Here is a 25,193-nt window from a genome sequence, read left to right on the forward strand (position 1 = left end):
TGTGCGAGTGCTGATCAGAAGTCCAGGTTGGACACCGACAGGGCATTGCTCTCGATGAAGTCACGACGCGGCTCGACCGCATCACCCATCAGGGTGTTGAACAGCTGGTCGGCAGCGATCGCATCTTCGATGGTCACCTTCAGCATGCGGCGCACGGTTGGGTCCATGGTGGTTTCCCACAGCTGATCCGGGTTCATCTCACCCAGACCTTTGTATCGCTGGATGGTGTGACGCTTGGTGGTTTCGTTCATCAGCCAGTCCAGGGCTTCCTTGAACTCAGTGACCGCCTTGCGACGCTCGCCACGCTGCACGTAGGCACCTTCGCCCAACAGGGTGCTGAGCTTGGCGCCGATGGCGACTACCGTGCGGTAATCGTTGCTGCCGAAGAAGTCACGGTTGAAGGTGACGTAGCTGGCCAGGCCATGGGAGGTGATTTCCACTTCCGGCAGCCAAAGGTTGCGTTCCTTGTCTTCGCGCAGGCTGGTCTGGTAGGTGAGGCCAGACTTCTGGCTGTTGCTCAGGCGCTCCTGGAGTTTGCCCAGCCAATCTTGCATGGCGGCCTGGTTGGCCAATTGCTCCAGGGTGACTTCAGGCAGGTAGATGAAGTGCTCGGTGAGTTCTTCCGGATACAGACGCGACAGACGCTTGAGCGTTTTCATCACGGAACGGAATTCGTTCACCAGGCTTTCAAGCTGAACGCCTGAAACCGCCGGAGCCGCTTCGTCCAGATGCAGGCTGGCATCTTCCAGGGCCGACTGCGTCATGTACTCTTCCATGGCGTCGTCGTCCTTGATGTACTGCTCCTGCTTGCCTTTCTTCACTTTGTACAGCGGCGGCTGGGCAATATAGATGTAGCCACGCTCGACCAGCTCCGGCAATTGGCGGAAGAAGAACGTCAGCAGCAGGGTACGGATGTGCGAACCGTCAACGTCAGCATCGGTCATGATGATGATGTTGTGATAACGCAGTTTGTCGATGTTGTACTCTTCACGGCCAATGCCACAGCCCAGGGCGGTGATCAGTGTGCCCACTTCCTGGGACGAGATCATCTTGTCGAAACGCGCTTTCTCGACGTTGAGGATCTTGCCCTTGAGCGGCAGGATCGCCTGGGTGCGACGGTTACGACCTTGCTTGGCCGAGCCACCCGCGGAGTCACCCTCCACCAGGTACAGTTCGGAAAGGGCAGGGTCCTTTTCCTGGCAGTCGGCAAGTTTGCCCGGCAGGCCAGCGATGTCCAGTGCACCCTTACGGCGAGTCATCTCGCGCGCCTTGCGTGCCGCTTCACGGGCACGGGCAGCATCGATCATCTTGCCGACAACCGCCTTGGCTTCGTTGGGGTTTTCCAACAGGAAGTCGGCGAAGTACTTGTTCATCTCTTGTTCCACGGCGGTCTTCACCTCCGAGGAAACCAACTTGTCTTTGGTCTGCGAGCTGAACTTCGGATCCGGCACCTTGACCGAGATGATCGCGGTCAGGCCCTCACGGGCATCATCGCCAGTGGTCGCGACCTTGTTCTTCTTGGCCAGACCTTCCTGCTCGATGTAGTTGTTCAGGCTACGGGTAAGCGAGGAGCGGAAGCCGACCAGGTGGGTACCACCGTCACGCTGCGGAATGTTGTTGGTGAAGCACAGCAGGTTCTCGTTGAAGCTATCGTTCCACTGCAGGGCGACTTCGACACCGACGCCATCGTCACGCTGAACATTGAAGTGAAACACCTGGGAGTTGACCGGCGTCTTGTTGGTGTTCAGGTATTCAACGAACGCGCGCAGGCCACCTTCGTACTTGAAGAACTCTTCCTTGCCGCTGCGTTCATCCTTGAGCAGGATGCCGACGCCCGAGTTCAGGAACGACAGCTCGCGAATACGCTTGGCGAGGATGTCCCAGCTGAAGTGGATGTTCTTGAAGGTTTCCGCCGAAGGCTTGAAGTGGATGTGAGTGCCGGTAGTTTCGCTCTCGCCGACCACCGCCATCGGGGCTTGTGGAACACCGTGAACGTAAGTCTGCTCCCAGATCTTGCCACTACGGCGGACGGTCAGTACCAGCTTCTCGGACAGGGCGTTCACAACGGATACACCTACACCGTGCAGACCGCCAGAAACCTTATAGGAGTTGTCGTCGAACTTACCGCCCGCGTGGAGGACGGTCATGATGACCTCGGCCGCCGAAACACCTTCTTCTTTGTGCACATCGACGGGAATGCCGCGACCATTGTCGCGAACACTGATGGATTCGTCCGGGTGAATGATGACGGTGATGTCGTCGCAATGACCCGCGAGGGCTTCGTCGATCGAGTTGTCGACCACCTCGAAGACCATGTGGTGCAGGCCGCTGCCATCATCGGTGTCGCCAATGTACATGCCGGGGCGTTTGCGCACGGCATCCAGCCCTTTCAGCACCTTGATGCTGGAGGAGTCGTACGTTTGATTTTCGCTCATGCCTTCACTCCCGATGGTCGTGGGTCTGGGTGATACGGCCTTGTTCCACGTGGAACAAGGCAACTGGCGTTTCCGTCTGCCAGCCTTCCCTCAGTAATTCGTGATCTACACAGGTGATAAAAACCTGGCAGCGTAATTCTTCAAGCAAGCGACAAAGCGCGAGACGATGCTGCTCATCCAATTCGGACGGCAAGTCATCAACGAGATAAATACAGTGACCGCGGCGTGCCTGACTGACGAGGTGGCCCTGGGCAATCCGCAAGGCGCAGACCACAAGTTTCTGCTGACCTCGGGACAAAATGTCGGCGGCATTGTTTGCGCCCAATCGAAGACGCAAATCAGCACGCTGCGGACCCGCCTGGGTGTGCCCGATTTGCTGATCGCGAAGAAGAGAGGAGGCGAGTACTTCGTTGAGTTCCCGGTCCTTGTCCCAGCCTCGGTAGTAGCTCAGGGTTAACCCGTCCAGCTCAACCAGTTCGCTCAGGGTTCGCTCGAAGACAGGCTTCAAGGCCTTGATGTAATTGCGACGGTATTCATCTATCTCCGCACTGGCCAGGCATAACTCCCTGTCCCAGGCGGCTTGCGAAGCAGCGTCAAGTGTACCATGACGCAACCATGAGTTCCGCTGCCTCAGCGCCTTCTGCAGACGCTGCCAAGCAGTCATGAATCGAGGTTCCACGTGGAACACTCCCCAATCCAGAAACTGCCGACGCACCTTGGGAGCGCCTTCAAGCAGGCGGAAGCTGTCCGGGTTGATAAGTTGCAGCGGCAACAGCTCAGCCAACTGGGCTGTGCTGCGAGCATTCTGCCCATCAATCCGGATAGTGAAATCCCCCTGGCGATCCCGCGATATACCCAGGTTACTGGTCCCGCCCTCAACGAGCTGAACCTCACCGAATACCGTGCAGGTTGGCTGCTCGTATTGGATGACCGGATTCAGACGTGTGCTGCGAAAGGAGCGGGCGAGCCCCAACAGATGGACAGCTTCCAACACGCTGGTCTTGCCGCTGCCATTGGCGCCGTAAAGGATGTTGATGCGGGGGGAGGGGGAGAGAGTCACCGGGTGCAAGTTGCGCACCGCGGTGACCATGATACGTCGAAGTGACATTTGGCCTGCTACAGGTTACAGACGCATCGGCATGACGACGTAGGAAGAGTCATCGTTGCCGGCTTCCTGAAGCAGGGCGCTGCTGTTGGAGTCGGACAGGATCAGGCGAACCTGCTCGGTGGTCATAACGCCCAATACATCCAGCAAGTAGCTCACGTTGAAACCGATCTCCAGAGAGCTGCCGCTGTAATCGACGCTGATCTCTTCTTCGGCTTCTTCCTGCTCGGGGTTGTTTGCCTGGATCTTCAACTGGCCGGAAGCCAGCTGCAAACGGATACCACGGTACTTCTCGTTGGAGAGGATCGCGGTACGGCTGAAGGCCTCACGCAGCGCCTGGCGATCACCGATCACCAGTTTGTCACCACCTTTTGGCAGTACACGCTCGTAGTCGGGGAACTTGCCATCCACCAGTTTGGAGGTGAAGGTGAACTCGCCAGTGGTCGCACGAATGTGATGCTGACCCAGAACGATGCTGACCATACCTTCCGGATCGGTCAGCAGACGTGCCAGCTCGAGGATACCTTTGCGTGGCACGATCACCTGGTGGCGCTCGGCTTGGCCAATGGCGGCCTGCATGGAGCACAGCGCCAGACGGTGACCGTCGGTGGCAACAGCACGCAGGGTATCGGTGGAAACCTCCAGCAGCATGCCGTTGAGGTAGTAACGCACGTCCTGCTGGGCCATGGCGAAGCTGGTGCGTTCGATCAGGCGACGCAGCTTGCTTTGCTCCAGGTTGCAGGTCAGCGAGCCAGGACCTTCTTCGACGGTCGGGAAATCATTGGCCGGCAGCGTCGATAGCGTGAAACGGCTGCGACCGGCCTTGACCAGCAGCTTCTGCTCGTCGACCTTGATGTCGATCAGAACGTCGCTCGGCAGGCTCTTGCAGATATCCATCAGCTTACGCGCCGGGACAGTGATCTCCCCCGGCTCGGCCGGCTCTTCCAGTTGCACACGGCCAACCAGCTCGACTTCCAGGTCGGTACCGGTCAACGACAGTTGCTGGCCTTGCACGACCAACAGCACATTGGACAGGACCGGCAAGGTCTGGCGGCGCTCGACGACGCCTGCGACCAGTTGCAGGGGTTTCAACAGGGCTTCGCGTTGAATGGTGAAATGCATGGTCTAGTCCCTTGCCTTCAATTAGCTGCACCGACGTTCATCAGGTCGTCAGCGTACGCAGCAGGTTCTTGTAGTCCTCGCGGATGTCCGCATCGGATTCTTTCAGTTCGTTGATCTTGCGGCAGGCGTGCAGCACAGTGGTGTGATCCCGGCCGCCAAACATGTCGCCGATCTCCGGCAGACTGTGGTTGGTCAGCTCCTTGGACAACGCCATGGCCACCTGACGTGGACGAGCGACCGAGCGCGAACGCCGTTTGGACAACAGATCGGCGATCTTGATCTTGTAGTACTCGGCCACAGTGCGCTGAATGTTATCCACACTCACGAGCTTGTCTTGCAGCGCCAGCAAATCCTTGAGGGACTCACGAATCAGCTCGATGGTGATATCCCGTCCCATGAAGTGGGAATGGGCAATCACGCGTTTCAGGGCCCCCTCCAGCTCACGCACGTTGGAGCGGATGCGCTGGGCGATGAAGAATGCCGCATCGTGGGGCAATTCTACCTTCGCCTGGTCGGCCTTCTTCATGAGGATCGCCACGCGGGTTTCGAGCTCCGGTGGCTCTACGGCAACCGTCAGGCCCCAACCGAAGCGCGACTTCAGACGCTCTTCCAGGCCTTCGATTTCCTTCGGGTAACGGTCGCTGGTGAGAATGACCTGCTGACCGCCCTCGAGCAGAGCGTTGAAGGTGTGGAAAAACTCCTCCTGGGAACGCTCCTTGCGCGCGAAGAACTGGATATCGTCGATCAGCAGTGCATCGACCGAACGATAGAAGCGCTTGAATTCATTGATTGCATTGAGCTGCAGCGCCTTGACCATGTCGGCGACGAAACGCTCGGAATGCAGGTAGACCACCTTGGCATTCGGGTTCTTCTTCAGCAGGTGGTTACCCACAGCATGCATCAGGTGAGTCTTACCCAAGCCCACACCACCATAAAGGAATAGTGGGTTGTAACCATGCTTGGGGTTGTCGGCAACCTGCCAGGCTGCGGCGCGAGCCAACTGGTTGGACTTACCTTCGACGAAGGTTTCGAAGGTAAAGGTGCGGTTGAGATAGCTGGTGTGCTTGAGCGCCCCTTCGACCTGAACCGTGCGTTGCTCGGTGCGTGTGGTGGCTGGCGCAGACGCCGGCTCGCCCATGGCATCGAAACTGTCGCGCGAAGACGGCTCTTCGATCTCGAGCGCAGGCGCCAGCTCGAGAGCAGGTTCAACGACCGGCTCACTCGGTTGCACGACCTGTGCAGCCTGCTGGACTTGAGTCTGCTGGGCCATCGATGCAGCGACCGCGGCACTGACTGGCGCATTGGGAGCCGCACGCGGAGCTGAACTGCGACGGCTGCCTATTAATAAGGAAAGGGCAGGCGCAATGCCGTTGCCACGCTCGCCCAACAGCTCGAGCAGACGACCCAGGTACTTTTCGTTGACCCAATCGAGAACGAAACGGTTGGGCGCATAGACGCGCAACTCGTCGCCTTCGGCTTCGACCTGTAGCGGACGGATCCAGGTGTTGAATTGCTGGGCAGGCAGTTCATCGCGCAGAAGCTCCACGCACTGCTGCCAAAGTTCCACTGACACGGATATCCCCTGAGTTGAAAGCCGGATGAGGCAAAAACAAACCGCCATTGTACCGGGAGGTCGAGTACTTATCCACATGTGGCATCGACTTGCACAGTGCCAAATCGGCCAAAAGGCTCCCCAAATACCCTTCTCGCACTGTGAATAAGCTTTGTGGATAACCGGGCATGAGGGCTATGCACAACCCCGGCGTCAAGCCTGTTGATAACTCGACTGTGGATAACAGGTCATTCGATCCACAGGTTTTGCGCGTCATCAGCACAGTGAAGGCACGGCTTACCGACAAGGTTATGATTCGCCGTAGGCACCATGGATAAAGGCCTAACGACAGTTATCCACAGAAGGTTATCCACTAAAGATCTATAAGTTCTTCAGAAAAGCTTTTTATATGTCCTTCTTTTTTTTCATGTTGTCTTCTCGTCTACGTCCGATCAAGCCACGTGACGACCTTCGGCCCCTTCATCTGCTCTATAAGGCAAAAGCTGGTTGGAAATTGACCTATGGGCTTGCTTTCTCTAGAATCGCCGGTCTCTTAAAAAGGGGGCCATTCCGGCCCGTTGTCGACAAACCCAGGTAACACGCCATGAAACGTACTTTCCAACCAAGCACCATCAAGCGCGCGCGCACCCACGGCTTCCGTGCCCGTATGGCTACCAAGAACGGCCGCGCTGTTCTGTCGCGTCGTCGTGCCAAAGGCCGTAAGCGTCTGGCAATTTGATTTTTCGGCACAGGTGGTGAGTCAGGACTTCAGTCGGGATAAGCGACTGCTTACACCCCGGCATTTCAAAGCGGTCTTCGACTCCCCAACCGGCAAGGTTCCAGGGAAAAACCTGCTTATCCTTGCTCGCGAGAACGGCCTCGATCATCCGCGCCTCGGCTTGGTGATCGGCAAGAAGAGCGTCAAGCTCGCCGTTCAACGCAATCGTCTCAAGCGCTTGATGCGCGATTCGTTCCGTCTGAATCAGCAGCTGCTCGCTGGATTGGACATCGTGATCGTCGCGCGCAAGGGATTGGGCGAGATTGAAAACCCAGAATTGCACCAACACTTTGGCAAGCTCTGGAAGCGACTGATTCGCAGTCGGCCCTCTCCAGCGGCTAATGCCGATTCCGCAGGGGTAGACAGTCACGATGCGTAAACTGGCACTCGTTCCGATCCAGTTTTACCGTTATGCCATTAGTCCACTGATGGCCAGTCACTGTCGTTTCTACCCCAGTTGCTCCTGTTACGCTTATGAAGCCATTGAAAACCATGGCCTCTTGCGTGGTGGGTGGCTGGCCGTTCGTCGCCTGGGGCGTTGTCATCCGTGGAACGACGGTGGTTTCGATCCCGTTCCACCCGCTCCTTCCTCCCGAACTTCTTCGATAGCCGAGTAATCATGGATATTAAACGCACGATCCTGATCGTCGCCCTGGCAATCGTGTCCTACGTCATGGTCCTGAAATGGAACCAGGACTACGGTCAGGCTGCCTTGCCGACTCAGAATACTGCTGCCAGCAATGTGGCCCCGGCGCTGCCGGACACCGTGCCGGCCGGCAACAACGGCGCCAGCGCCGATGTGCCGAGCACCAATGCTGAAGCCAGCCCAGCCGAGCTGGCCCCGGTCGCTGTCAGCAAGGACCTGATCCGGATCAAGACTGATGTCCTGAACCTGGCTATCGACCCGGTAGGTGGTGACATCGTCCAGCTGACCCTGCCGAAATACCCGCGTCGTCAGGACCATCCAGACATTCCGTTCCAGCTGTTCGACAACGGCGGCGAGCGCGTCTATCTGGCCCAGAGCGGTCTGACTGGCAGCAACGGCCCGGATGCCCGTTCCAGCGGTCGCCCGCTGTACGCTTCCGACAGCAAGAGCTACCAGCTGGCTGACGGCCAGGACCAACTGGTCGTGGACCTGAAGTTCAGCGAGAACGGCGTCAACTACATCAAGCGCTTCAGCTTCAAGCGCGGTGAGTACGACCTGACCGTCAGCTACCTGATCGACAACCAGAGCGGCCAGGCGTGGAACGGCAACCTGTTTGCCCAGCTCAAGCGTGACGCCAGCTCCGATCCTTCATCGAGCACTGCCACCGGCACCGCGACCTACCTGGGCGCAGCCCTGTGGACAGCTTCGGAGCCGTACAAGAAAGTGTCGATGAAAGACATCGACAAAGGCAGTTTGAAAGAAAATGTGTCCGGTGGCTGGGTCGCCTGGCTGCAGCACTACTTCGTGACCGCCTGGATCCCGAGCAAGTCGGACAACAATGTCGTCCAGACCCGCAAGGACAGCCAGGGCAACTACATCATCGGTTATACCGGTCCAGCCCTGAACGTCCCTGCTGGCGCCAAGGCTGAGACCAGCGCCATGCTGTATGCCGGTCCGAAGATCCAGTCCAAGCTCAAGGAACTGTCCCCAGGCCTGGAACTGACTGTCGACTACGGCTTCCTGTGGTTCATTGCCCAGCCGATCTTCTGGCTGCTGCAACATATCCACAGCCTGCTGGGTAACTGGGGCTGGTCGATCATTGTCCTGACCATGCTCATCAAGGGTCTGTTCTTCCCGCTTTCGGCTGCCAGCTACCGTTCGATGGCGCGTATGCGTGCCGTTGCGCCGAAACTGGCCCAGCTCAAGGAACGCTTCGGTGACGATCGCCAGAAGATGTCCCAGGCGATGATGGAGCTGTACAAGAAAGAGAAGATCAACCCGCTGGGTGGCTGCCTGCCGATCCTGGTCCAGATGCCCGTGTTCCTGGCCCTGTACTGGGTACTGCTGGAAAGCGTCGAGATGCGCCAGGCCCCCTGGATGCTGTGGATCACCGACCTGTCGATCAAGGATCCATTCTTCATCCTGCCGATCATCATGGGTGCCACCATGTTCATCCAGCAGCGCCTGAACCCGACGCCGCCGGATCCGATGCAGGCCAAGGTCATGAAGCTGATGCCGATCATCTTCACCTTCTTCTTCCTGTGGTTCCCGGCCGGCCTCGTGCTGTACTGGGTTGTGAACAACTGCCTGTCGATCGCACAGCAGTGGTACATCACCCGTAGCATCGAAGCCGCGACCAAAAAAGCCGCTGCTTGAAGAACGGCTGACGGTCTGTGAATAAAAACGCCCCCTCGTGGGGCGTTTTTGCTATCTGTGTATTTTCCGTAGAGGTTTTCGAGCATGAACACTGTGCGTGAAACCATCGCCGCCATCGCCACCGCCCCAGGGCGGGGAGGCGTTGGCATCGTTCGTTTGTCCGGTCCCCTGGCCAGCCAGGCAGGGCAGGCTATCACCGGCCGTACCCTGACGCCGCGCCACGCCCACTATGGCCCGTTCCGTGACAACGATGGCTTGGTGCTGGACGAAGGCATCGCCTTGTTCTTCCCCGGGCCGAATTCGTTCACCGGCGAGGACGTCTTGGAGCTCCAGGGCCATGGTGGGCCGGTGGTCATGGACATGCTCCTGCAGCGCTGTTTGCAGTTAGGCTGCCGCCTGGCACGCCCAGGTGAGTTCAGCGAGCGGGCCTTTCTCAACGACAAGCTCGACCTTGCCCAGGCCGAGGCGATCGCCGACTTGATCGAAGCCAGCTCCACCCAGGCTGCGCGCAATGCCCTGCGCTCGCTGCAGGGGGCTTTCTCCAAGCGTGTACATAGCCTCACCGAAGCGTTGATCGCCTTGCGCATCTACGTCGAGGCGGCCATCGACTTTCCTGAAGAGGAGATCGATTTTCTGGCCGATGGGCATGTGCTGGCGATGCTCGATATCGTACGCAGCGAGTTGTCCACAGTGCAGCGCGAAGCCGGACAGGGTGCTTTGCTGCGCGATGGTATGACGGTCGTCATCGCCGGACGTCCGAACGCTGGCAAATCCAGCCTGCTCAACCGCCTGGCCGGCCGAGAAGCGGCCATTGTCACGGATATCGCCGGCACCACGCGGGATATCCTGCGTGAACATATCCACATCGATGGCATGCCGCTGCACGTGGTGGACACCGCTGGTCTGCGCGACACCGACGATCATGTGGAAAAGATCGGTGTGGAACGTGCACTGAAGGCCATCAATGAAGCAGATCGGGTGCTGCTGGTGGTGGACTCTACCGCGCCGGAGGCGAGCGATCCGTTCGCCTTGTGGCCAGAATTTCTCGATCAACGGCCAGATCCGGCCAAGGTCACACTGATTCGCAACAAGGCCGACCTCAGTGGTGAATCGATCGCCATGGAGCAGTGCGAAGATGGCCACGTGACCATCACCCTCAGCGCGAAGGGCGAAGACTGTGGGCTGGACTTGTTGCGTGACCATCTCAAGGCCTGCATGGGCTATGAGCAGACTGCCGAAAGCAGCTTCAGCGCCCGTCGTCGTCATCTGGAGGCCTTGCGCCAAGCCGAGACGCACCTGGAGCACGGTCGTGCGCAACTGACGCTGGCGGGCGCGGGTGAGCTGCTGGCCGAAGACCTGCGTCAGGCACAGCAGGCGTTGGGGGAGATCACTGGGGCATTCAGTTCTGACGACCTGCTGGGACGCATCTTCTCGAGCTTCTGTATCGGTAAATAACACTGCGTCGTTCTTTCACACAGAGCCGCTCCACAGGGAGCGGTTTTTTTTTGCCTGTGGAAAGACCGGACAGGCAGCGCCGTCGCGAAAAAAATCATCAACAGACGCAAACCCGGGCGGATGAGCTCTGTGGAAAAGTCGGGTTCAGCACCGTTGATAACCCGGCTTTTTTGTTGAGGACAAACCGACCTGTGGGTAAGAGCCACTTTAATCCACAGGTTAAACGCCGTTATCCAGAACCCTCATGGCCCTTCAAGCACAGGGTTTTGAATTCTCCAAAGCATTATGAATACTGGGCTGTATGGATTTATCCACAGAGGCATGGGGTCCTAAGAATAAACATAAAAACAAAGCTTTTTTAAATTTTTCCTCTTTGTTTTCTTTTACCTGCCATTCATCCACAGCCTGGTCAAATTTTGCTCAGATGGTTTCTTTGAAGGGGGTGAAGTCCCTATACTTGTCCGCTTACCTTCTCTATTCGCAAAACAGGCACGAGGTGCGTGGTGGATTTCCCTTCCCGTTTTGAAGTGATCGTCATCGGCGGCGGCCATGCCGGTACCGAGGCTGCGCTTGCGTCCGCACGCATGGGTGTAAAAACCCTGCTGCTGACCCATAACGTGGAAACCCTCGGTCACATGAGCTGCAACCCGGCCATCGGTGGCATCGGCAAAAGTCACCTGGTCAAGGAAATCGATGCGCTCGGCGGCGCCATGGCGCTGGCCACCGACAAGAGCGGCATCCAGTTCCGCATCCTGAACAACCGCAAAGGCCCGGCCGTCCGCGCGACCCGAGCCCAGGCCGACCGTGCCATCTACAAGGCTGTGGTTCGCGAGATCCTGGAAAACCAGCCGAACCTGTGGATATTCCAGCAGTCCTGCGACGACCTGATCGTCGAGCAGGACCAGGTCAAAGGTGTGATCACCCAGATGGGTCTGCGCTTCTTTGCCGACTCGGTGGTACTGACCACAGGTACCTTCCTCGGTGGACTTATCCACATCGGTCTGCAGAACTATTCCGGCGGTCGCGCCGGCGATCCACCCGCGATTGCCTTGGCCCACCGCCTGCGTGAACTGCCGCTACGCGTTGGCCGCCTGAAGACTGGCACCCCGCCACGAATCGATGGCCGTTCCGTGGACTTTTCGGTAATGACCGAACAACCGGGCGATACGCCGATTCCGGTGATGTCGTTCATGGGCAATGCCGACATGCACCCGCGTCAGGTGAGCTGCTGGATCACCCACACCAATGCTCGCACTCACGAGATCATCGCCTCGAACCTCGACCGTTCGCCGATGTACTCGGGTGTCATCGAAGGCGTCGGACCACGCTACTGCCCTTCGATCGAAGACAAGATCCATCGCTTCGCCGACAAGGAAAGCCATCAGGTGTTCATCGAGCCGGAAGGCCTGACCACCCACGAGCTGTATCCCAACGGCATCTCCACTTCGCTGCCATTCGACGTGCAGCTGGATATCGTTCGATCGATCCGCGGCATGGAAAACGCCCACATCGTCCGCCCGGGCTATGCCATCGAGTACGACTATTTCGATCCGCGCGACCTCAAATACAGCCTGGAGACCAAGGTCATCGGCGGGTTGTTCTTCGCCGGGCAGATCAACGGCACCACCGGCTACGAAGAGGCTGGCGCCCAAGGCCTGCTGGCCGGTACCAACGCCGCGCTGCGCGCGCAGGGCCGTGACAGCTGGTGCCCGCGTCGCGACGAGGCCTACATCGGCGTGCTGGTCGACGACCTGATCACCCTCGGCACCCAGGAGCCGTACCGCATGTTCACTTCGCGTGCCGAGTACCGGCTGATCCTGCGCGAAGACAACGCCGACCTGCGCCTGACCGAAAAGGGCCGCGAGCTGGGGCTGATCGACGACGCCCGCTGGGCCGCTTTCTGTGCCAAGCGTGAAGGCATCGAGCGCGAGGAGCAGCGCTTGAAGTCGACTTGGATCCGTCCGGGAACACCCGAAGGCCAGGCAGTTGTGGACAAGTTCGGAACGCCGCTGAGCCACGAGTACAACTTGCTCAACCTGCTGGCGCGTCCTGAAATCGACTATGCCGGGTTGATCGAAGCGACTGGTGGGGAACAAATCGATCCACAGGTGGCCGAACAAGTCGAGATCAAGACCAAGTACGCCGGTTACATCGACCGCCAGCAGGAAGAAATCGCCCGTCTGCGTGCCAGTGAAGATACCCGCCTGCCTGTGGATATCGACTACACCACGATCTCTGGGCTGTCCAAGGAGATCCAGAGCAAGCTTGGCCAGACTCGCCCTGAGACCTTAGGACAGGCTTCGCGGATTCCGGGCGTGACACCGGCGGCGATTTCCCTGTTGCTGATTCATCTGAAAAAACGCGGCGCAGGTCGCGAATTGGAGCAAAGCGCTTGAGTTCCCTGGTCACCCCGCAACACGCAGAAGAGTTGTCCACAGGTGCGCGCCAGCTCGGTGTCGAACTGAGCCCGCAGCAGCATGAAAAACTGCTGGGTTACCTGGCCCTGTTGATCAAATGGAACAAGGCCTACAACTTGACCGCAGTGCGCGACCCGGACGAGATGGTGTCGCGTCACCTGCTCGACAGCCTCAGTGTCATGTCGTTTATCCACAATGACACCCAAAGCTGGCTGGATGTCGGCAGCGGCGGCGGCATGCCTGGCATCCCGCTGGCCATTCTGCATCCGAACAAACAAGTGACGTTGCTCGACAGCAACGGCAAGAAGACTCGCTTCCTCACCCAGGTGAAGATGGAGCTCAAGCTGGACAACCTGCAGGTTATCCACAGCCGGGTCGAAGCGTTCCAGCCAACACAGCCGTTCTGCGGCATCATCTCCCGTGCATTCAGCAGCATGGAGAACTTCACCAATTGGACGCGCCACTTGGGCGACACCCGGACGCAATGGCTTGCAATGAAGGGGCTGCATCCGGCCGATGAACTGGTAGCATTGCCCGCAGACTTCACAGTGGAAAGCGAGCAGGCCCTGACCGTTCCGGGTTGCCAGGGCCAGCGCCATCTGCTGATACTGCGCCGCAAGGCATGACTGGGAACACACGCAACAATGGCTAAGGTATTCGCAATCGCGAACCAGAAAGGTGGTGTGGGCAAGACCACCACCTGTATCAATCTCGCCGCATCGCTGGCCGCGACCAAGCGTCGCGTGTTGCTGATCGACCTCGATCCACAGGGCAACGCCACCATGGGCAGTGGTGTGGACAAGCACGTCCTGGAGCATTCGGTCTATGACCTGCTGATCGGGGAATGCGACCTGGCCCAGGCCATGCACTACTCCGAGCACGGCGGCTTCCAACTGCTGCCGGCCAACCGCGATCTCACCGCCGCGGAAGTGGTGCTGCTGGAGATGCAGATGAAGGAGAGCCGCCTGCGCAACGCGTTGGCGCCGATCCGCGAGAACTACGATTTCATCCTCATCGACTGCCCACCCTCGCTGTCGATGCTGACCCTCAATGCTCTGGTCGCCTCCGATGGCGTGATCATCCCGATGCAGTGCGAGTACTACGCACTCGAAGGTCTCAGCGACCTTGTGGATAACATCAAGCGCATCGCTGCGCGCCTGAACCCGGAGCTGAAGATCGAAGGCCTGCTGCGGACCATGTACGACCCGCGCCTGAGCCTGAACAACGATGTTTCGGCCCAGCTCAAGGAGCACTTCGGCGACCAGCTGTACGATACGGTCATCCCGCGCAACATCCGCTTGGCCGAGGCACCGAGTTTCGGCATGCCGGCCCTGGCCTACGACAAACAATCGCGTGGCGCACTGGCCTACCTGGCACTGGCCGGGGAACTGGTACGCCGTCAACGTCGTCAATCACGCACTGCACAGACAACTTAAGGAATCCGCATGGCCGTTAAGAAACGGGGTCTCGGACGTGGGTTGGATGCACTGCTCAGTGGTCCTTCCGTTGGCGCGCTCGAAGAGCAGGCTGTGAAGGTGGACCAGAAAGAACTGCAACACCTGCCCGTCGAACTGATCCAGCGCGGCAAGTATCAGCCACGCCGCGACATGGACCCCGAAGCGCTCGAAGAGCTGGCGCACTCGATTCGCAACCAGGGCGTAATGCAACCGATCGTGGTCCGCCCGATCGGCGAAAACCGCTACGAAATCATCGCCGGTGAGCGCCGCTGGCGCGCCACCCAGCAGGCTGGCCTGGACACCATTCCGGCCATGGTCCGCGAAGTGCCGGACGAAGCCGCCATTGCCATGGCGTTGATCGAGAACATCCAGCGCGAGGACCTTAACCCGCTGGAAGAGGCCCTGGCGCTGCAGCGTCTGCAGCAGGAGTTCGAGCTGACCCAGCAACAGGTCGCCGATGCCGTCGGCAAGTCGCGCGTCACCGTGGCCAACCTGTTGCGTCTGATCTCGCTGCCTGAAGCGATCAAGACCATGCTTGCCCATGGCGATTTGGAGATGGGCCATGCCCGTGCGTTGCTTGGCCTGGAAGAAGATCGCCAGGAAGAGGGGGCGCGGCATGTTGTCGCACGTGGCCTCACCGTGCGCCAGACCGAGGCATTGGTGCGTCAATGGCTCAATGGCAAATCTGATCCGGTCGAGCCGAGCAAACCTGATCCGGATATCGCACGCCTTGAACAGCGTCTGGCAGAGCGCCTGGGCTCGGCGGTTCAGATACGCCATGGCAACAAGGGCAAAGGCCAACTTGTAATTCGTTACAACTCTCTTGATGAGTTACAAGGCGTACTCGCTCACATTCGCTGAAACACTTCCTGTTGTAGCGCGCAGTCGGAAATCACTACCGAAGAGTTGAATAGGGGTTAAACCACCCCTATACTCTGCGCGCATTTTGTCGGCACAAATTATGCCAAGTCATTGCTGACTTGACGGTCGACTTTCGAGGAGCAGTTGTGATGGAAATCCGCACGCCAAACCGCTTGCCTTTCCATCGCTGGGCGGTTTTTCCGGTACTGCTGGCTCAATGTATCGTGTTTCTGCTGGCAACTCTGGTGTTGTGGCAGTGGCAAGGGGCGGTCAGCGGTTATTCAGGTCTCTGCGGAGGGCTGATTGGCTGGTTGCCCAATGTGTATTTCGCCTGGAAGGCTTTTCGCTATAGCGGGGCCAGGGCAGCGCAGGCCATCGTCAAGTCGTTCTACGCAGGCGAGGCAGGCAAATTGATTTTGACGGCAGTGCTTTTTGCACTGACCTTCGCAGGAGTGAAGCCATTGGCGCCGTTAGCAGTATTCGGCGTCTTCCTGCTGACCCTACTGGTCAGCTGGTTCGCGCCCCTGCTGATGAATAAAAGACTTTCGAGACCTTAGGGCGTTTGAGGCAACCATGGCAGCAGAAACCGCTTCGGGCTATATCCAGCACCACTTGCAGAACCTGACCTACGGTCAACTACCAGACGGCAGCTGGGGCTTCGCCCATTCGGCTGCAGAAGCCAAGGCAATGGGCTTCTGGGCGTTCCACCTGGACACCCTGGGTTGGTCCGTCGCGCTGGGTCTGATCTTCCTGTTCATCTTCCGCATGGCAGCCAAGAAGGCGACTTCCGGCCAGCCTGGCGGTCTGCAGAACTTCGTTGAAGTGCTGGTGGACTTCGTCAACGGCAGCGTGAAGGATTCCTTCCACGGCCGTAGCCCGGTGATCGCCCCACTGGCGCTGACCATTTTCGTCTGGGTGTTCCTGATGAACGCCATCGACCTGGTTCCGGTCGACTGGATCCCACAACTGGCGATCCTGATCTCCGGCGACCCGCACATTCCGTTCCGTGCCGTGTCGACCACCGACCCGAACGCCACCCTGGCCATGGCCTTCTGCGTGTTCGCGCTCATCATCTTCTACAGCATCAAGGTCAAGGGCCTGGGCGGCTTCATCGGTGAGCTGACCCTGCACCCGTTCGGCAGCAAGAACATCTTCGTTCAGATTCTGCTGATCCCTGTGAACTTCCTGCTGGAATTCGTCACCCTGATCGCCAAGCCGATCTCGCTGGCACTGCGTCTGTTCGGCAACATGTATGCCGGCGAACTGGTGTTCATCCTGATCGCCGTGATGTTCGGCGCCGGCATCCTGTGGCTCAGCGGCCTGGGTGTGGTGCTGCAGTGGGCGTGGGCTGTGTTCCACATCCTGATCATCACCCTGCAAGCCTTCATCTTCATGATGCTCACCATCGTCTACCTGTCGATGGCTCACGAAGATAACCATTAAGACCGCCTGGCGTGTCTGATAGCCTTCCCTGCCTGTTTGGGGGGAAGGCTGAAAACGTCCGCAAGGGCACCGCTGTACCAAACGATTTGTTTTACCGCTTCAAACTAAAAACCTAACCAATACGACGTAAAAGTCGGGAGGAAAGATGGAAACTGTAGTTGGTCTGACCGCTATCGCTGTTGCTCTGCTGATCGGCCTGGGTGCTCTGGGTACCGCCATTGGTTTCGGCCTGCTGGGCGGCAAGTTCCTGGAAGGCGCTGCTCGTCAGCCTGAGATGGTTCCGATGCTGCAGGTCAAAATGTTCATCGTTGCCGGTCTGCTCGACGCCGTAACCATGATCGGTGTTGGTATCGCTCTGTTCTTCACCTTCGCGAACCCCTTCGTTGGTCAGATCGCCGGCTAATCACTCGTTTCTACGAGTTGATTGGTGTGATGGACAAAGACCGAGCGAGGTGTTGGCGTGAACATTAATGCAACCCTGATTGGCCAATCCGTTGCTTTCCTGATTTTTGTGCTCTTCTGCATGAAGTACGTATGGCCTCCGGTCATCACTGCTCTGCAAGAGCGCCAAAAGAAGATTGCCGACGGCTTGGACGCTGCCAACCGCGCAGCTCGCGACCTGGAGCTGGCCCAAGAGAAAGTGGGTCAGCAACTGCGTGAAGCAAAGGCACAGGCAGCCGAAATCATTGAGCAAAGCAAGAAACGCGCTGCTCAGCTTGTCGAGGAAGCCCGTGAACAGGCTCGCGTCGAAGCTGACCGTGTGAAGGCTCAGGCTCAAGCCGAGATCGAACAGGAACTCAACAGCGTCAAAGACGCCCTGCGTGCCCAAGTGGGTGCCCTGGCCGTTGGCGGTGCTGAAAAGATCCTTGGCGCCACAATCGATCAAAACGCGCATGCGGAGCTGGTTAACAAACTGGCCGCTGAAATTTAAGCGAGGGCGATCATGGCAGAACTGACCACGTTGGCCCGACCTTACGCTAAGGCTGCCTTTGAGCACGCCCAGGCCCATCAGCAACTGGCCAATTGGTCAGCCATGCTCGGCCTGGCTGCTGCGGTGTCGGAAGACGACACCATGCAGCGCCTGCTCAAGGCCCCGCGACTGACAAGCGCAGAAAAGGCCGCCGCATTCATTGAAGTGTGCGGTGACAAGTTCGATGCACAGGCACAGAATTTCATTCATGTTGCCGCGGAAAACGACCGTCTCCTGCTCCTGCCGGAGATTGCCGCTCTGTTCGACCTGTACAAGGCCGAGCAAGAGAAATCCGTGGACGTGGAAGTCACCAGTGCTTTTGCGTTGAACCAAGAACAGCAAGACAAACTCGCCAAGGTTCTCAGTGCACGGCTCAGCCGGGAAGTGCGCCTGCACGCGTCGGAGGATGCCAGCCTGATCGGCGGCGTCGTCATCCGCGCCGGCGACCTGGTAATCGATGGCTCGGTTCGCGGCAAGATCGCGAAACTGGCCGAAGCATTGAAATCTTGAGTTTGAAGGGGCAGCAGAGCAATGCAGCAACTCAATCCTTCCGAAATTAGTGAAATCATCAAGGGTCGCATCGAGAAGCTCGATGTCGGCTCCCAAGCCCGTAACGAAGGTACCGTCGTAAGTGTTTCCGACGGTATCGTGCGGATCCACGGTCTGGCCGACGCTATGTACGGCGAAATGATCGAGTTCCCGGGCGGCGTATACGGTATGGCACTGAACCTGGAGCAAGACTCCGTCGGTGCAGTGGTACTGGGTGCGTACACCTCCCTCGCTGAGGGCATGAGCGCCAAGTGCACCGGTCGCATCCTCGAAGTGCCGGTCGGCAAGGGCCTGCTGGGCCGCGTCGTTGACGCGCTGGGCAACCCGATCGATGGTAAAGGTCCTCTGACCACCACCGAAACCGACGCGGTTGAAAAGGTCGCTCCGGGCGTTATCTGGCGTAAGTCGGTAGACCAGCCTGTACAGACTGGTTACAAGTCGGTCGACGCCATGATCCCGGTTGGCCGTGGCCAGCGCGAGCTGATCATCGGTGACCGTCAGATCGGTAAGACCGCCATGGCGGTCGACGCGATCATCAACCAGAAAGACAGCGGCATCTTCTGCGTCTACGTGGCCGTTGGCCAGAAGCAGTCGACCATCGCCAACGTCGTTCGCAAGCTGGAAGAAGCCGGCGCCCTGGCCAACACCATCGTTGTTGCCGCCAGCGCCTCGGAATCCGCCGCACTGCAGTTCCTGGCTCCGTACGCCGGTTGCACCATGGGCGAATACTTCCGTGACCGCGGTGAAGACGCGCTGATCGTTTACGATGACCTGTCCAAGCAGGCCGTTGCTTACCGTCAGATCTCCCTGCTGCTGCGCCGTCCACCAGGACGTGAAGCGTACCCAGGCGACGTGTTCTATCTCCACTCCCGTCTGCTGGAGCGTGCTTCGCGCGTTTCCGAAGAGTACGTCGAGAAGTTCACCAACGGTGCCGTGACTGGCAAGACCGGTTCCCTGACCGCTCTGCCGATCATCGAAACCCAGGCTGGCGACGTTTCCGCGTTCGTTCCGACCAACGTGATCTCGATCACCGACGGTCAGATCTTCCTGGAATCGGCCATGTTCAACTCGGGCATCCGCCCTGCAGTTAACGCCGGTGTTTCGGTATCCCGTGTTGGTGGTGCCGCTCAGACCAAGATCATCAAGAAGCTGTCCGGTGGTATCCGTACCGCTCTGGCTCAGTACCGTGAACTGGCTGCATTCGCCCAGTTCGCTTCTGACCTGGACGAAGCGACCCGCAAGCAGCTGGAGCATGGTCAGCGCGTTACCGAGCTGATGAAGCAGAAGCAGTACGCTCCGATGTCCATCGCGGACATGGCGCTGTCGCTGTACGCCGCTGAGCGTGGCTTCCTGACCGACGTAGAAGTCTCCAAGGTCGGTAGCTTCGAGCAAGCACTGATCGCCTACTTCAACCGTGATCACGCCGAACTGATGGCCAAGATCAACGTGAAGGGTGACTTCAACGACGAAATCGACGCTGGCATGAAAGCCGGTATCGAGAAGTTCAAGGCCACCCAGACCTGGTAAGCCGCAGCGGGGGCTCCGGCCCCCGCTTGCTAACCTGATAGGTGATACATGGCAGGCGCAAAAGAGATTCGCAGTAAGATTGCGAGCATCAAAAGCACGCAAAAAATTACCAGCGCCATGGAGAAAGTGGCGGTCAGCAAGATGCGCAAGGCACAACTGCGCATGGCTGCTAGCCGTCCTTACGCGGAGCGTATCCGCCAGGTGATCGGTCATCTGGCCAACGCCAACCCGGAATACCGCCACCCGTTCATGATCGAGCGCCCTGTAAAGCGCGCCGGTTATATCGTGGTGAGCAGTGACCGTGGTCTGTGCGGTGGCTTGAACACCAACCTGTTCAAGGCCCTGGTCAAGGACATGAACGAAAACCGCGAACAGGGCGTTGAAATCGACCTGTGCGTGATCGGCAGCAAGGGTGCGACTTTCTTCCGCATCTTTGGCGGCAACGTCGTAGCCGCGATCAGCCACCTGGGCGAAGAGCCATCGATCAACGATCTGATCGGCTCCGTCAAAGTGATGCTGGACGCCTACCTGGACGGCCGTATCGATCGCCTCTCCGTGGTTTCGAACAAGTTCATCAACACCATGACCCAAAAACCGACGGTCGAGCAATTGGTACCGTTGGTGGCAACCCCGGATCAAGATCTCAAGCATCACTGGGATTACCTGTACGAACCCGACGCAAAAGAGCTGCTGGACGGCTTGATGGTGCGTTACGTGGAGTCGCAGGTGTACCAGGCGGTGGTCGAGAACAACGCTGCTGAACAAGCGGCCCGGATGATCGCCATGAAGAACGCCACAGACAACGCCGGTGATTTGATCAGCGAACTCCAGCTGATCTACAACAAGGCGCGTCAGGCTGCGATCACCCAGGAGATCTCGGAAATCGTCGGCGGCGCTGCCGCGGTTTAACGGTTCAAATATTCAGAGGATCCAGCTATGAGTAGCGGACGTATCGTTCAAATCATCGGCGCCGTCATCGACGTGGAATTCCCACGTGACGTCGTGCCGAGTGTTTACAACGCGCTGAAAGTACAAGGCGCGGAAACCACCCTGGAAGTTCAGCAGCAGCTGGGCGACGGCGTGGTTCGTACCATTGCGATGGGCTCCACCGAAGGCCTGAAGCGCGGTCTGGATGTCGTCGACACCGGCGCTGCCATTTCCGTTCCAGTTGGTAAGGCCACCCTGGGCCGTATCATGGACGTTCTGGGCAACCCGATCGACGAAGCGGGTCCGATCGGCGAGGAAGAGCGTCGTGGTATCCACCAGAAGGCGCCTTCGTTCGCTGACCAGGCAGGCGGCAACGACCTGCTGGAAACCGGCATCAAGGTAATCGACCTGGTCTGCCCGTTCGCCAAGGGTGGTAAGGTTGGTCTGTTCGGTGGTGCCGGCGTCGGCAAGACCGTTAACATGATGGAACTGATCCGTAACATCGCCATCGAGCACAGCGGTTATTCCGTGTTCGCCGGTGTGGGTGAGCGTACTCGTGAGGGTAACGACTTCTACCACGAGATGAAGGACTCCAACGTTCTCGACAAAGTAGCGCTGGTCTACGGTCAGATGAACGAGCCACCAGGAAACCGTCTGCGCGTAGCGCTGACCGGCCTGACCATGGCTGAGAAGTTCCGTGACGAAGGTAACGACGTTCTGCTGTTCGTCGACAACATCTATCGTTACACCCTGGCCGGTACCGAAGTATCCGCACTGCTGGGCCGTATGCCTTCGGCAGTAGGTTACCAGCCGACCCTGGCCGAAGAGATGGGCGTTCTGCAAGAGCGTATTACTTCGACCAAAGAAGGTTCGATCACCTCGATCCAGGCCGTATACGTACCTGCGGACGACCTGACCGACCCGTCTCCAGCCACTACCTTCGCCCACTTGGACGCCACCGTCGTTCTGTCCCGTGACATCGCCTCCCTGGGTATCTACCCAGCGGTCGACCCACTGGACTCGACTTCGCGCCAGCTGGACCCGAACGTGATCGGCAACGAGCACTACGAAACTGCCCGCCAGGTTCAGTATGTTCTGCAGCGCTACAAAGAGCTGAAGGACATCATCGCGATCCTGGGTATGGACGAACTGTCCGAAGCCGACAAGCAACTGGTTGCCCGCGCTCGTAAGATCCAGCGCTTCCTGTCGCAGCCGTTCTTCGTGGCCGAAGTCTTCACCGGTTCGCCAGGCAAGTACGTTTCCCTGAAAGACACCATCGCTGGCTTCAGCGGCATCCTCAAAGGTGACTACGACCACCTGCCAGAACAAGCGTTCTACATGGTCGGCAGCATCGACGAAGCGATCGAGAAAGCCAAGAAACTGTAATCCCGGCGCCCCGAAAGGGGCGCTAATCAGGTTGAGGCAAGCAGATGGCTATGACAGTCCATTGCGATATCGTCAGCGCGGAAGGAGAAATCTTCTCCGGTCTGGTCGAGATGGTGGTTGCGCACGGCAACCTGGGCGATCTGGGTATCGCTCCAGGCCACGCGCCGCTGATCACCAATCTGAAACCAGGTCCGATCACGCTGACCAAGCAGGGTGGCGATCGCGAGGTGTTCTACATCTCCGGTGGTTTCCTGGAAGTGCAGCCGAACATGGTCAAGGTACTCGCCGATACCGTGCAACGTGCCGCCGACCTGGACGAAGCCTCCGCTCAGGATGCCGTCAAGGCTGCTGAGAAGGCCCTGCATGAGAAAGGCGCGGATTTCGACTACAGTGCCGCATCCGCACGTCTGGCCGAGGCCGCAGCCCAGCTGCGTACCGTCCAGCAGATCCGCAAGAAGTTCGGCGGCTGATACCGCAGGCTTCATGCAGATTGAGAAAAAGGGTAGCCATCGGCTACCCTTTTTCTTTTTGTCCCTCATATACCGGTCATGTCACTGACCGCCCAGGATTGGTAGCCAGTCAATGTCTCTCGATATCGTTATTCTCGCCGCAGGCCAAGGTACCCGCATGCGTTCGGCACTGCCAAAGGTGCTGCATCCGGTTGCTGGCAATTCCATGCTGGGCCATGTTATCCACAGCGCCCGGCAGCTGAAGCCGACGGGCATTCATGTGGTCATCGGCCATGGTGCGGAGTTGGTGCGTGAGCGTCTGGCCGCCAGTGACCTGAACTTCGTGATGCAGGACAAACAGCTGGGCACCGGCCATGCCGTTGCCCAGGCGCTGCCAGCGATCACCGCCGATACCGTACTGGTGCTCTATGGCGATGTGCCGTTGATCGAGGTCGAGACCCTCCAGCGTCTGCTGGCCAAGGTCAACGCCAATCAGCTGGGCCTGCTGACGGTCGATCTCGAGGACCCGACCGGATATGGCCGTATCGTTCGCGATGCCCAGGGCCAGGTGACGGCCATCGTGGAGCACAAGGACGCCAGCGATGCGCAGAAAGCAATTAAGGAAGGCAACACCGGCATCCTGGCCATGCCGGCGGCACGCCTGAATGACTGGATGGGCCGTTTGTCCAACAACAACGCCCAGGGCGAGTACTACCTCACCGACGTGATTGCCATGGCCGTGGCCGATGGCCTGGTGGTGGCCACCGAGCAGCCTCACGACCCGATGGAAGTGCAGGGCGCCAACGACCGGCGCCAGCTGTCGGAGCTCGAGCGTCATTATCAACTGCGCGAAGGGCGCCGCCTGATGGCCCAGGGCGTGACCCTGCGTGACCCGTCGCGCTTCGATGTCCGTGGTGAAGTAACGGTTGGCCGCGATGTGCTGATCGACATCAACGTGATCCTCGAAGGCAAGGTGGTCATCGAGGATGATGTGCAGATCGGCCCCAACTGCGTGATCAAGGACAGCACCCTGCGCAAGGGCGCGATCATCAAGGCCAACAGCCATATCGAGGGGGCCGTGATGGGGGAGGGCAGCGATGCCGGCCCGTTCGCTCGCCTGCGCCCTGGCAGTGTGCTCGACGCCAAGGCCCATGTGGGTAACTTTGTCGAACTCAAGAACGCCCGCCTGGGCGAAGGCGCCAAGGCCGGCCACCTGACCTATCTGGGTGACGCCGAGATCGGTGCGCGTACCAACATCGGCGCAGGCACCATCACCTGCAACTATGATGGCGCCAACAAGTTCAAGACCGTGATGGGCGAAGACGTGTTCATCGGGTCCAACAACTCCTTGGTCGCTCCTGTGGAAATCCAGGCGGGTGCCACCACCGCAGCGGGTTCGACCATCACCCAAACCGTCGAAGCCAAGCAGTTGGCGGTGGCCCGCGCGCGCCAACGCAATATCGATGGCTGGAAACGCCCTGAGAAAATCAAGAAGAGCTGATTTATCCACAAACAGTTATGCACAAGCCGGCTTATGTGAATAAGCCGGCTTTTTTTCTGTCTGTGGAAAACGATGGGCCATTCAACTGGCCGACAGAATACCGCGGGCAGTGCTTGACGAATCGTTAGGCTTAGGTTTTGATTGCAACCATTATCTTTCGAACCGAAACTTAAACCGCTAATGTCGAAACGAAACACTCCTCAGCGCCGTCACAACATCCTGGCTTTGCTCAACGAGCAAGGCGAGGTGAGCGTGGACGCCCTGGCCAAGCGTTTCGAAACCTCGGAAGTCACCATTCGCAAGGACTTGGCAGCGCTCGAATCCAACGGGCTGTTGCTGCGTCGCTATGGCGGCGCCATCCCTGTGCCACAGGAAATGCTCGTCGAGACCGTGCAGCCTGTGTCGAGCTACAAGCAGGCGATTGCCAAGGCGGCGGTAGGGCGGATCCGTGAACACGCGCGCATCATCATCGACAGCGGCAGCACCACCGCTGCCATGATCCCGCAGCTGGGGCGTCAGCCCGGCCTGGTGGTGATGACCAACTCCCTGAACGTCGCTCGTGCCATCAGCGAACTGGAGCATGAGCCGGTGCTGCTGATGACTGGGGGTACTTGGGATCCTCATTCCGAATCCTTCCAGGGCCAGGTTGCCGAGCAGGTTCTGCGCTCCTACGATTTCGACCAGTTGTTCATCGGCGCCGATGGCATCGACCTCACCCGTGGCACCACGACCTTCAATGAACTGCTGGGCCTGAGCCGGGTCATGGCTGAAGTCGCCCGGGAAGTGATCGTGATGGTCGAGTCGGACAAAGTCGGGCGCAAGATCCCCAACCTCGAGCTGCCCTGGGGCAGCGTCAACACCCTTATTACAGATGATCGCCTGCCGCTGGAGGCACGCGAACAGATTCAAGCCCGCGGCATCAACCTGATCTGCGCCGCGATCAGCCAGGAGCAATAA

The 25,193-nt window shown here is 58.8% G+C and carries 24 protein-coding genes; 20 read left to right on the forward strand and 4 right to left on the reverse strand.

The genetic code is table 11. From position 1 onward, the window contains the following. Positions 1 to 14: 14 nt before the first annotated feature. Genes gyrB through dnaA form a run of 4 tightly spaced genes read right to left on the reverse strand, consistent with a single transcriptional unit; the run spans position 15 to position 6,235 of the window. Positions 15 to 2,435: a DNA topoisomerase (ATP-hydrolyzing) subunit B gene (gyrB, locus tag ACNFCH_RS09825; RefSeq protein ID WP_337157712.1), complete on the reverse strand. Its 2,421-nt coding sequence runs from the start codon at positions 2,433 to 2,435 to the stop codon at positions 15 to 17. 4 nt (positions 2,436 to 2,439) lie between these two features. Next, positions 2,440 to 3,543 carry a DNA replication/repair protein RecF gene (gene recF / locus ACNFCH_RS09830; RefSeq protein ID WP_416742692.1) on the reverse strand — a complete coding sequence of 368 codons (1,104 nt, stop codon included), beginning with the start codon at positions 3,541 to 3,543 and terminating at the stop codon, positions 2,440 to 2,442. Between the two features lie 15 nt (positions 3,544 to 3,558). Further along, positions 3,559 to 4,662, reverse strand: a complete 1,104-nt coding sequence (gene dnaN, locus ACNFCH_RS09835; RefSeq protein ID WP_196168085.1) for a DNA polymerase III subunit beta — start codon at positions 4,660 to 4,662, stop codon at positions 3,559 to 3,561. Positions 4,663 to 4,702: 40 nt separating this feature from the next. Then, positions 4,703 to 6,235 carry a chromosomal replication initiator protein DnaA gene (gene dnaA, locus ACNFCH_RS09840; protein WP_070091298.1) on the reverse strand — a complete coding sequence of 511 codons (1,533 nt, stop codon included), beginning with the start codon at positions 6,233 to 6,235 and terminating at the stop codon, positions 4,703 to 4,705. Between the two features lie 583 nt (positions 6,236 to 6,818). On the opposite strand from dnaA, the gene rpmH reads away from it, so the two are divergent. The 20 genes from rpmH (at position 6,819) to ACNFCH_RS09940 (ending at position 25,193) form a co-directional block, all read left to right on the forward strand. Further along, on the forward strand, positions 6,819 to 6,953 hold the full coding sequence (gene rpmH, locus ACNFCH_RS09845) for a 50S ribosomal protein L34 (RefSeq protein WP_003253163.1): 135 nt from the start codon (positions 6,819 to 6,821) through the stop codon (positions 6,951 to 6,953). Between the two features lie 13 nt (positions 6,954 to 6,966). Next, entirely contained in the window at positions 6,967 to 7,371 is a 405-nt protein-coding gene (gene rnpA, locus ACNFCH_RS09850) for a ribonuclease P protein component (RefSeq protein WP_081337396.1), read from the forward strand. After that, the gene (gene yidD / locus ACNFCH_RS09855) at positions 7,364 to 7,609 is read left to right on the forward strand and encodes a membrane protein insertion efficiency factor YidD (RefSeq protein ID WP_011536514.1); all 246 of its coding nucleotides are present in this window, start codon (positions 7,364 to 7,366) and stop codon (positions 7,607 to 7,609) included. The genes rnpA and yidD overlap by 8 nt, the downstream gene beginning before the upstream one ends. A 2-nt stretch (positions 7,610 to 7,611) precedes the next feature. Beyond that, a complete protein-coding gene (gene yidC / locus ACNFCH_RS09860) occupies positions 7,612 to 9,294 on the forward strand; it encodes a membrane protein insertase YidC (protein ID WP_337157710.1) in 1,683 nt (560 codons plus the stop codon). 84 nt (positions 9,295 to 9,378) lie between these two features. Beyond that, the gene (gene mnmE, locus ACNFCH_RS09865; protein ID WP_337157709.1) at positions 9,379 to 10,749 is read left to right on the forward strand and encodes a tRNA uridine-5-carboxymethylaminomethyl(34) synthesis GTPase MnmE; all 1,371 of its coding nucleotides are present in this window, start codon (positions 9,379 to 9,381) and stop codon (positions 10,747 to 10,749) included. Positions 10,750 to 11,252: 503 nt separating this feature from the next. Then, on the forward strand, positions 11,253 to 13,145 hold the full coding sequence (gene mnmG, locus ACNFCH_RS09870) for a tRNA uridine-5-carboxymethylaminomethyl(34) synthesis enzyme MnmG (protein ID WP_043214202.1): 1,893 nt from the start codon (positions 11,253 to 11,255) through the stop codon (positions 13,143 to 13,145). Then, on the forward strand, positions 13,142 to 13,792 hold the full coding sequence (gene rsmG / locus ACNFCH_RS09875) for a 16S rRNA (guanine(527)-N(7))-methyltransferase RsmG (protein WP_337157708.1): 651 nt from the start codon (positions 13,142 to 13,144) through the stop codon (positions 13,790 to 13,792). The genes mnmG and rsmG overlap by 4 nt, the downstream gene beginning before the upstream one ends. An 18-nt stretch (positions 13,793 to 13,810) precedes the next feature. Continuing rightward, positions 13,811 to 14,602, forward strand: coding sequence for a ParA family protein (locus ACNFCH_RS09880; protein WP_043214197.1), 792 nt, complete (start codon positions 13,811 to 13,813; stop codon positions 14,600 to 14,602). A gap of 9 nt (positions 14,603 to 14,611) precedes the next feature. After that, a complete protein-coding gene (locus ACNFCH_RS09885; protein ID WP_070091293.1) occupies positions 14,612 to 15,484 on the forward strand; it encodes a ParB/RepB/Spo0J family partition protein in 873 nt (290 codons plus the stop codon). A gap of 149 nt (positions 15,485 to 15,633) precedes the next feature. Continuing rightward, positions 15,634 to 16,041 (forward strand): F0F1 ATP synthase subunit I, encoded by a 408-nt coding sequence (locus ACNFCH_RS09890; protein WP_043214193.1) that lies wholly within the window; start codon positions 15,634 to 15,636, stop codon positions 16,039 to 16,041. Positions 16,042 to 16,057: 16 nt separating this feature from the next. Beyond that, entirely contained in the window at positions 16,058 to 16,927 is an 870-nt protein-coding gene (atpB, locus tag ACNFCH_RS09895) for a F0F1 ATP synthase subunit A (protein ID WP_023383137.1), read from the forward strand. A 145-nt stretch (positions 16,928 to 17,072) separates the two neighbouring features. Further along, complete coding sequence (gene atpE / locus ACNFCH_RS09900) at positions 17,073 to 17,330, forward strand: F0F1 ATP synthase subunit C (protein ID WP_003097235.1); 258 nt, start codon at positions 17,073 to 17,075, stop codon at positions 17,328 to 17,330. A 57-nt stretch (positions 17,331 to 17,387) separates the two neighbouring features. Further along, entirely contained in the window at positions 17,388 to 17,858 is a 471-nt protein-coding gene (locus tag ACNFCH_RS09905; protein ID WP_102683388.1) for a F0F1 ATP synthase subunit B, read from the forward strand. Positions 17,859 to 17,870: 12 nt separating this feature from the next. After that, entirely contained in the window at positions 17,871 to 18,407 is a 537-nt protein-coding gene (locus ACNFCH_RS09910) for a F0F1 ATP synthase subunit delta (protein WP_043214190.1), read from the forward strand. A 21-nt stretch (positions 18,408 to 18,428) separates the two neighbouring features. Next, a complete protein-coding gene (gene atpA, locus ACNFCH_RS09915) occupies positions 18,429 to 19,973 on the forward strand; it encodes a F0F1 ATP synthase subunit alpha (RefSeq protein WP_070091292.1) in 1,545 nt (514 codons plus the stop codon). Between the two features lie 48 nt (positions 19,974 to 20,021). Beyond that, complete coding sequence (atpG, locus tag ACNFCH_RS09920) at positions 20,022 to 20,882, forward strand: F0F1 ATP synthase subunit gamma (RefSeq protein WP_023383133.1); 861 nt, start codon at positions 20,022 to 20,024, stop codon at positions 20,880 to 20,882. Positions 20,883 to 20,909: 27 nt separating this feature from the next. Continuing rightward, positions 20,910 to 22,286 carry a F0F1 ATP synthase subunit beta gene (gene atpD / locus ACNFCH_RS09925; protein WP_023383132.1) on the forward strand — a complete coding sequence of 459 codons (1,377 nt, stop codon included), beginning with the start codon at positions 20,910 to 20,912 and terminating at the stop codon, positions 22,284 to 22,286. Positions 22,287 to 22,330: 44 nt separating this feature from the next. After that, positions 22,331 to 22,756: a F0F1 ATP synthase subunit epsilon gene (locus ACNFCH_RS09930; RefSeq protein ID WP_043214185.1), complete on the forward strand. Its 426-nt coding sequence runs from the start codon at positions 22,331 to 22,333 to the stop codon at positions 22,754 to 22,756. A 112-nt stretch (positions 22,757 to 22,868) separates the two neighbouring features. Continuing rightward, entirely contained in the window at positions 22,869 to 24,236 is a 1,368-nt protein-coding gene (glmU, locus tag ACNFCH_RS09935; protein ID WP_337157706.1) for a bifunctional UDP-N-acetylglucosamine diphosphorylase/glucosamine-1-phosphate N-acetyltransferase GlmU, read from the forward strand. Positions 24,237 to 24,416: 180 nt separating this feature from the next. Beyond that, on the forward strand, positions 24,417 to 25,193 hold the full coding sequence (locus ACNFCH_RS09940) for a DeoR/GlpR family DNA-binding transcription regulator (protein WP_070574410.1): 777 nt from the start codon (positions 24,417 to 24,419) through the stop codon (positions 25,191 to 25,193).

The organism is Pseudomonas sp. NY15354 (genome assembly GCF_048068075.1).
Classification (GTDB): Bacteria; Pseudomonadota; Gammaproteobacteria; order Pseudomonadales; family Pseudomonadaceae; genus Aquipseudomonas; species Aquipseudomonas guariconensis_C.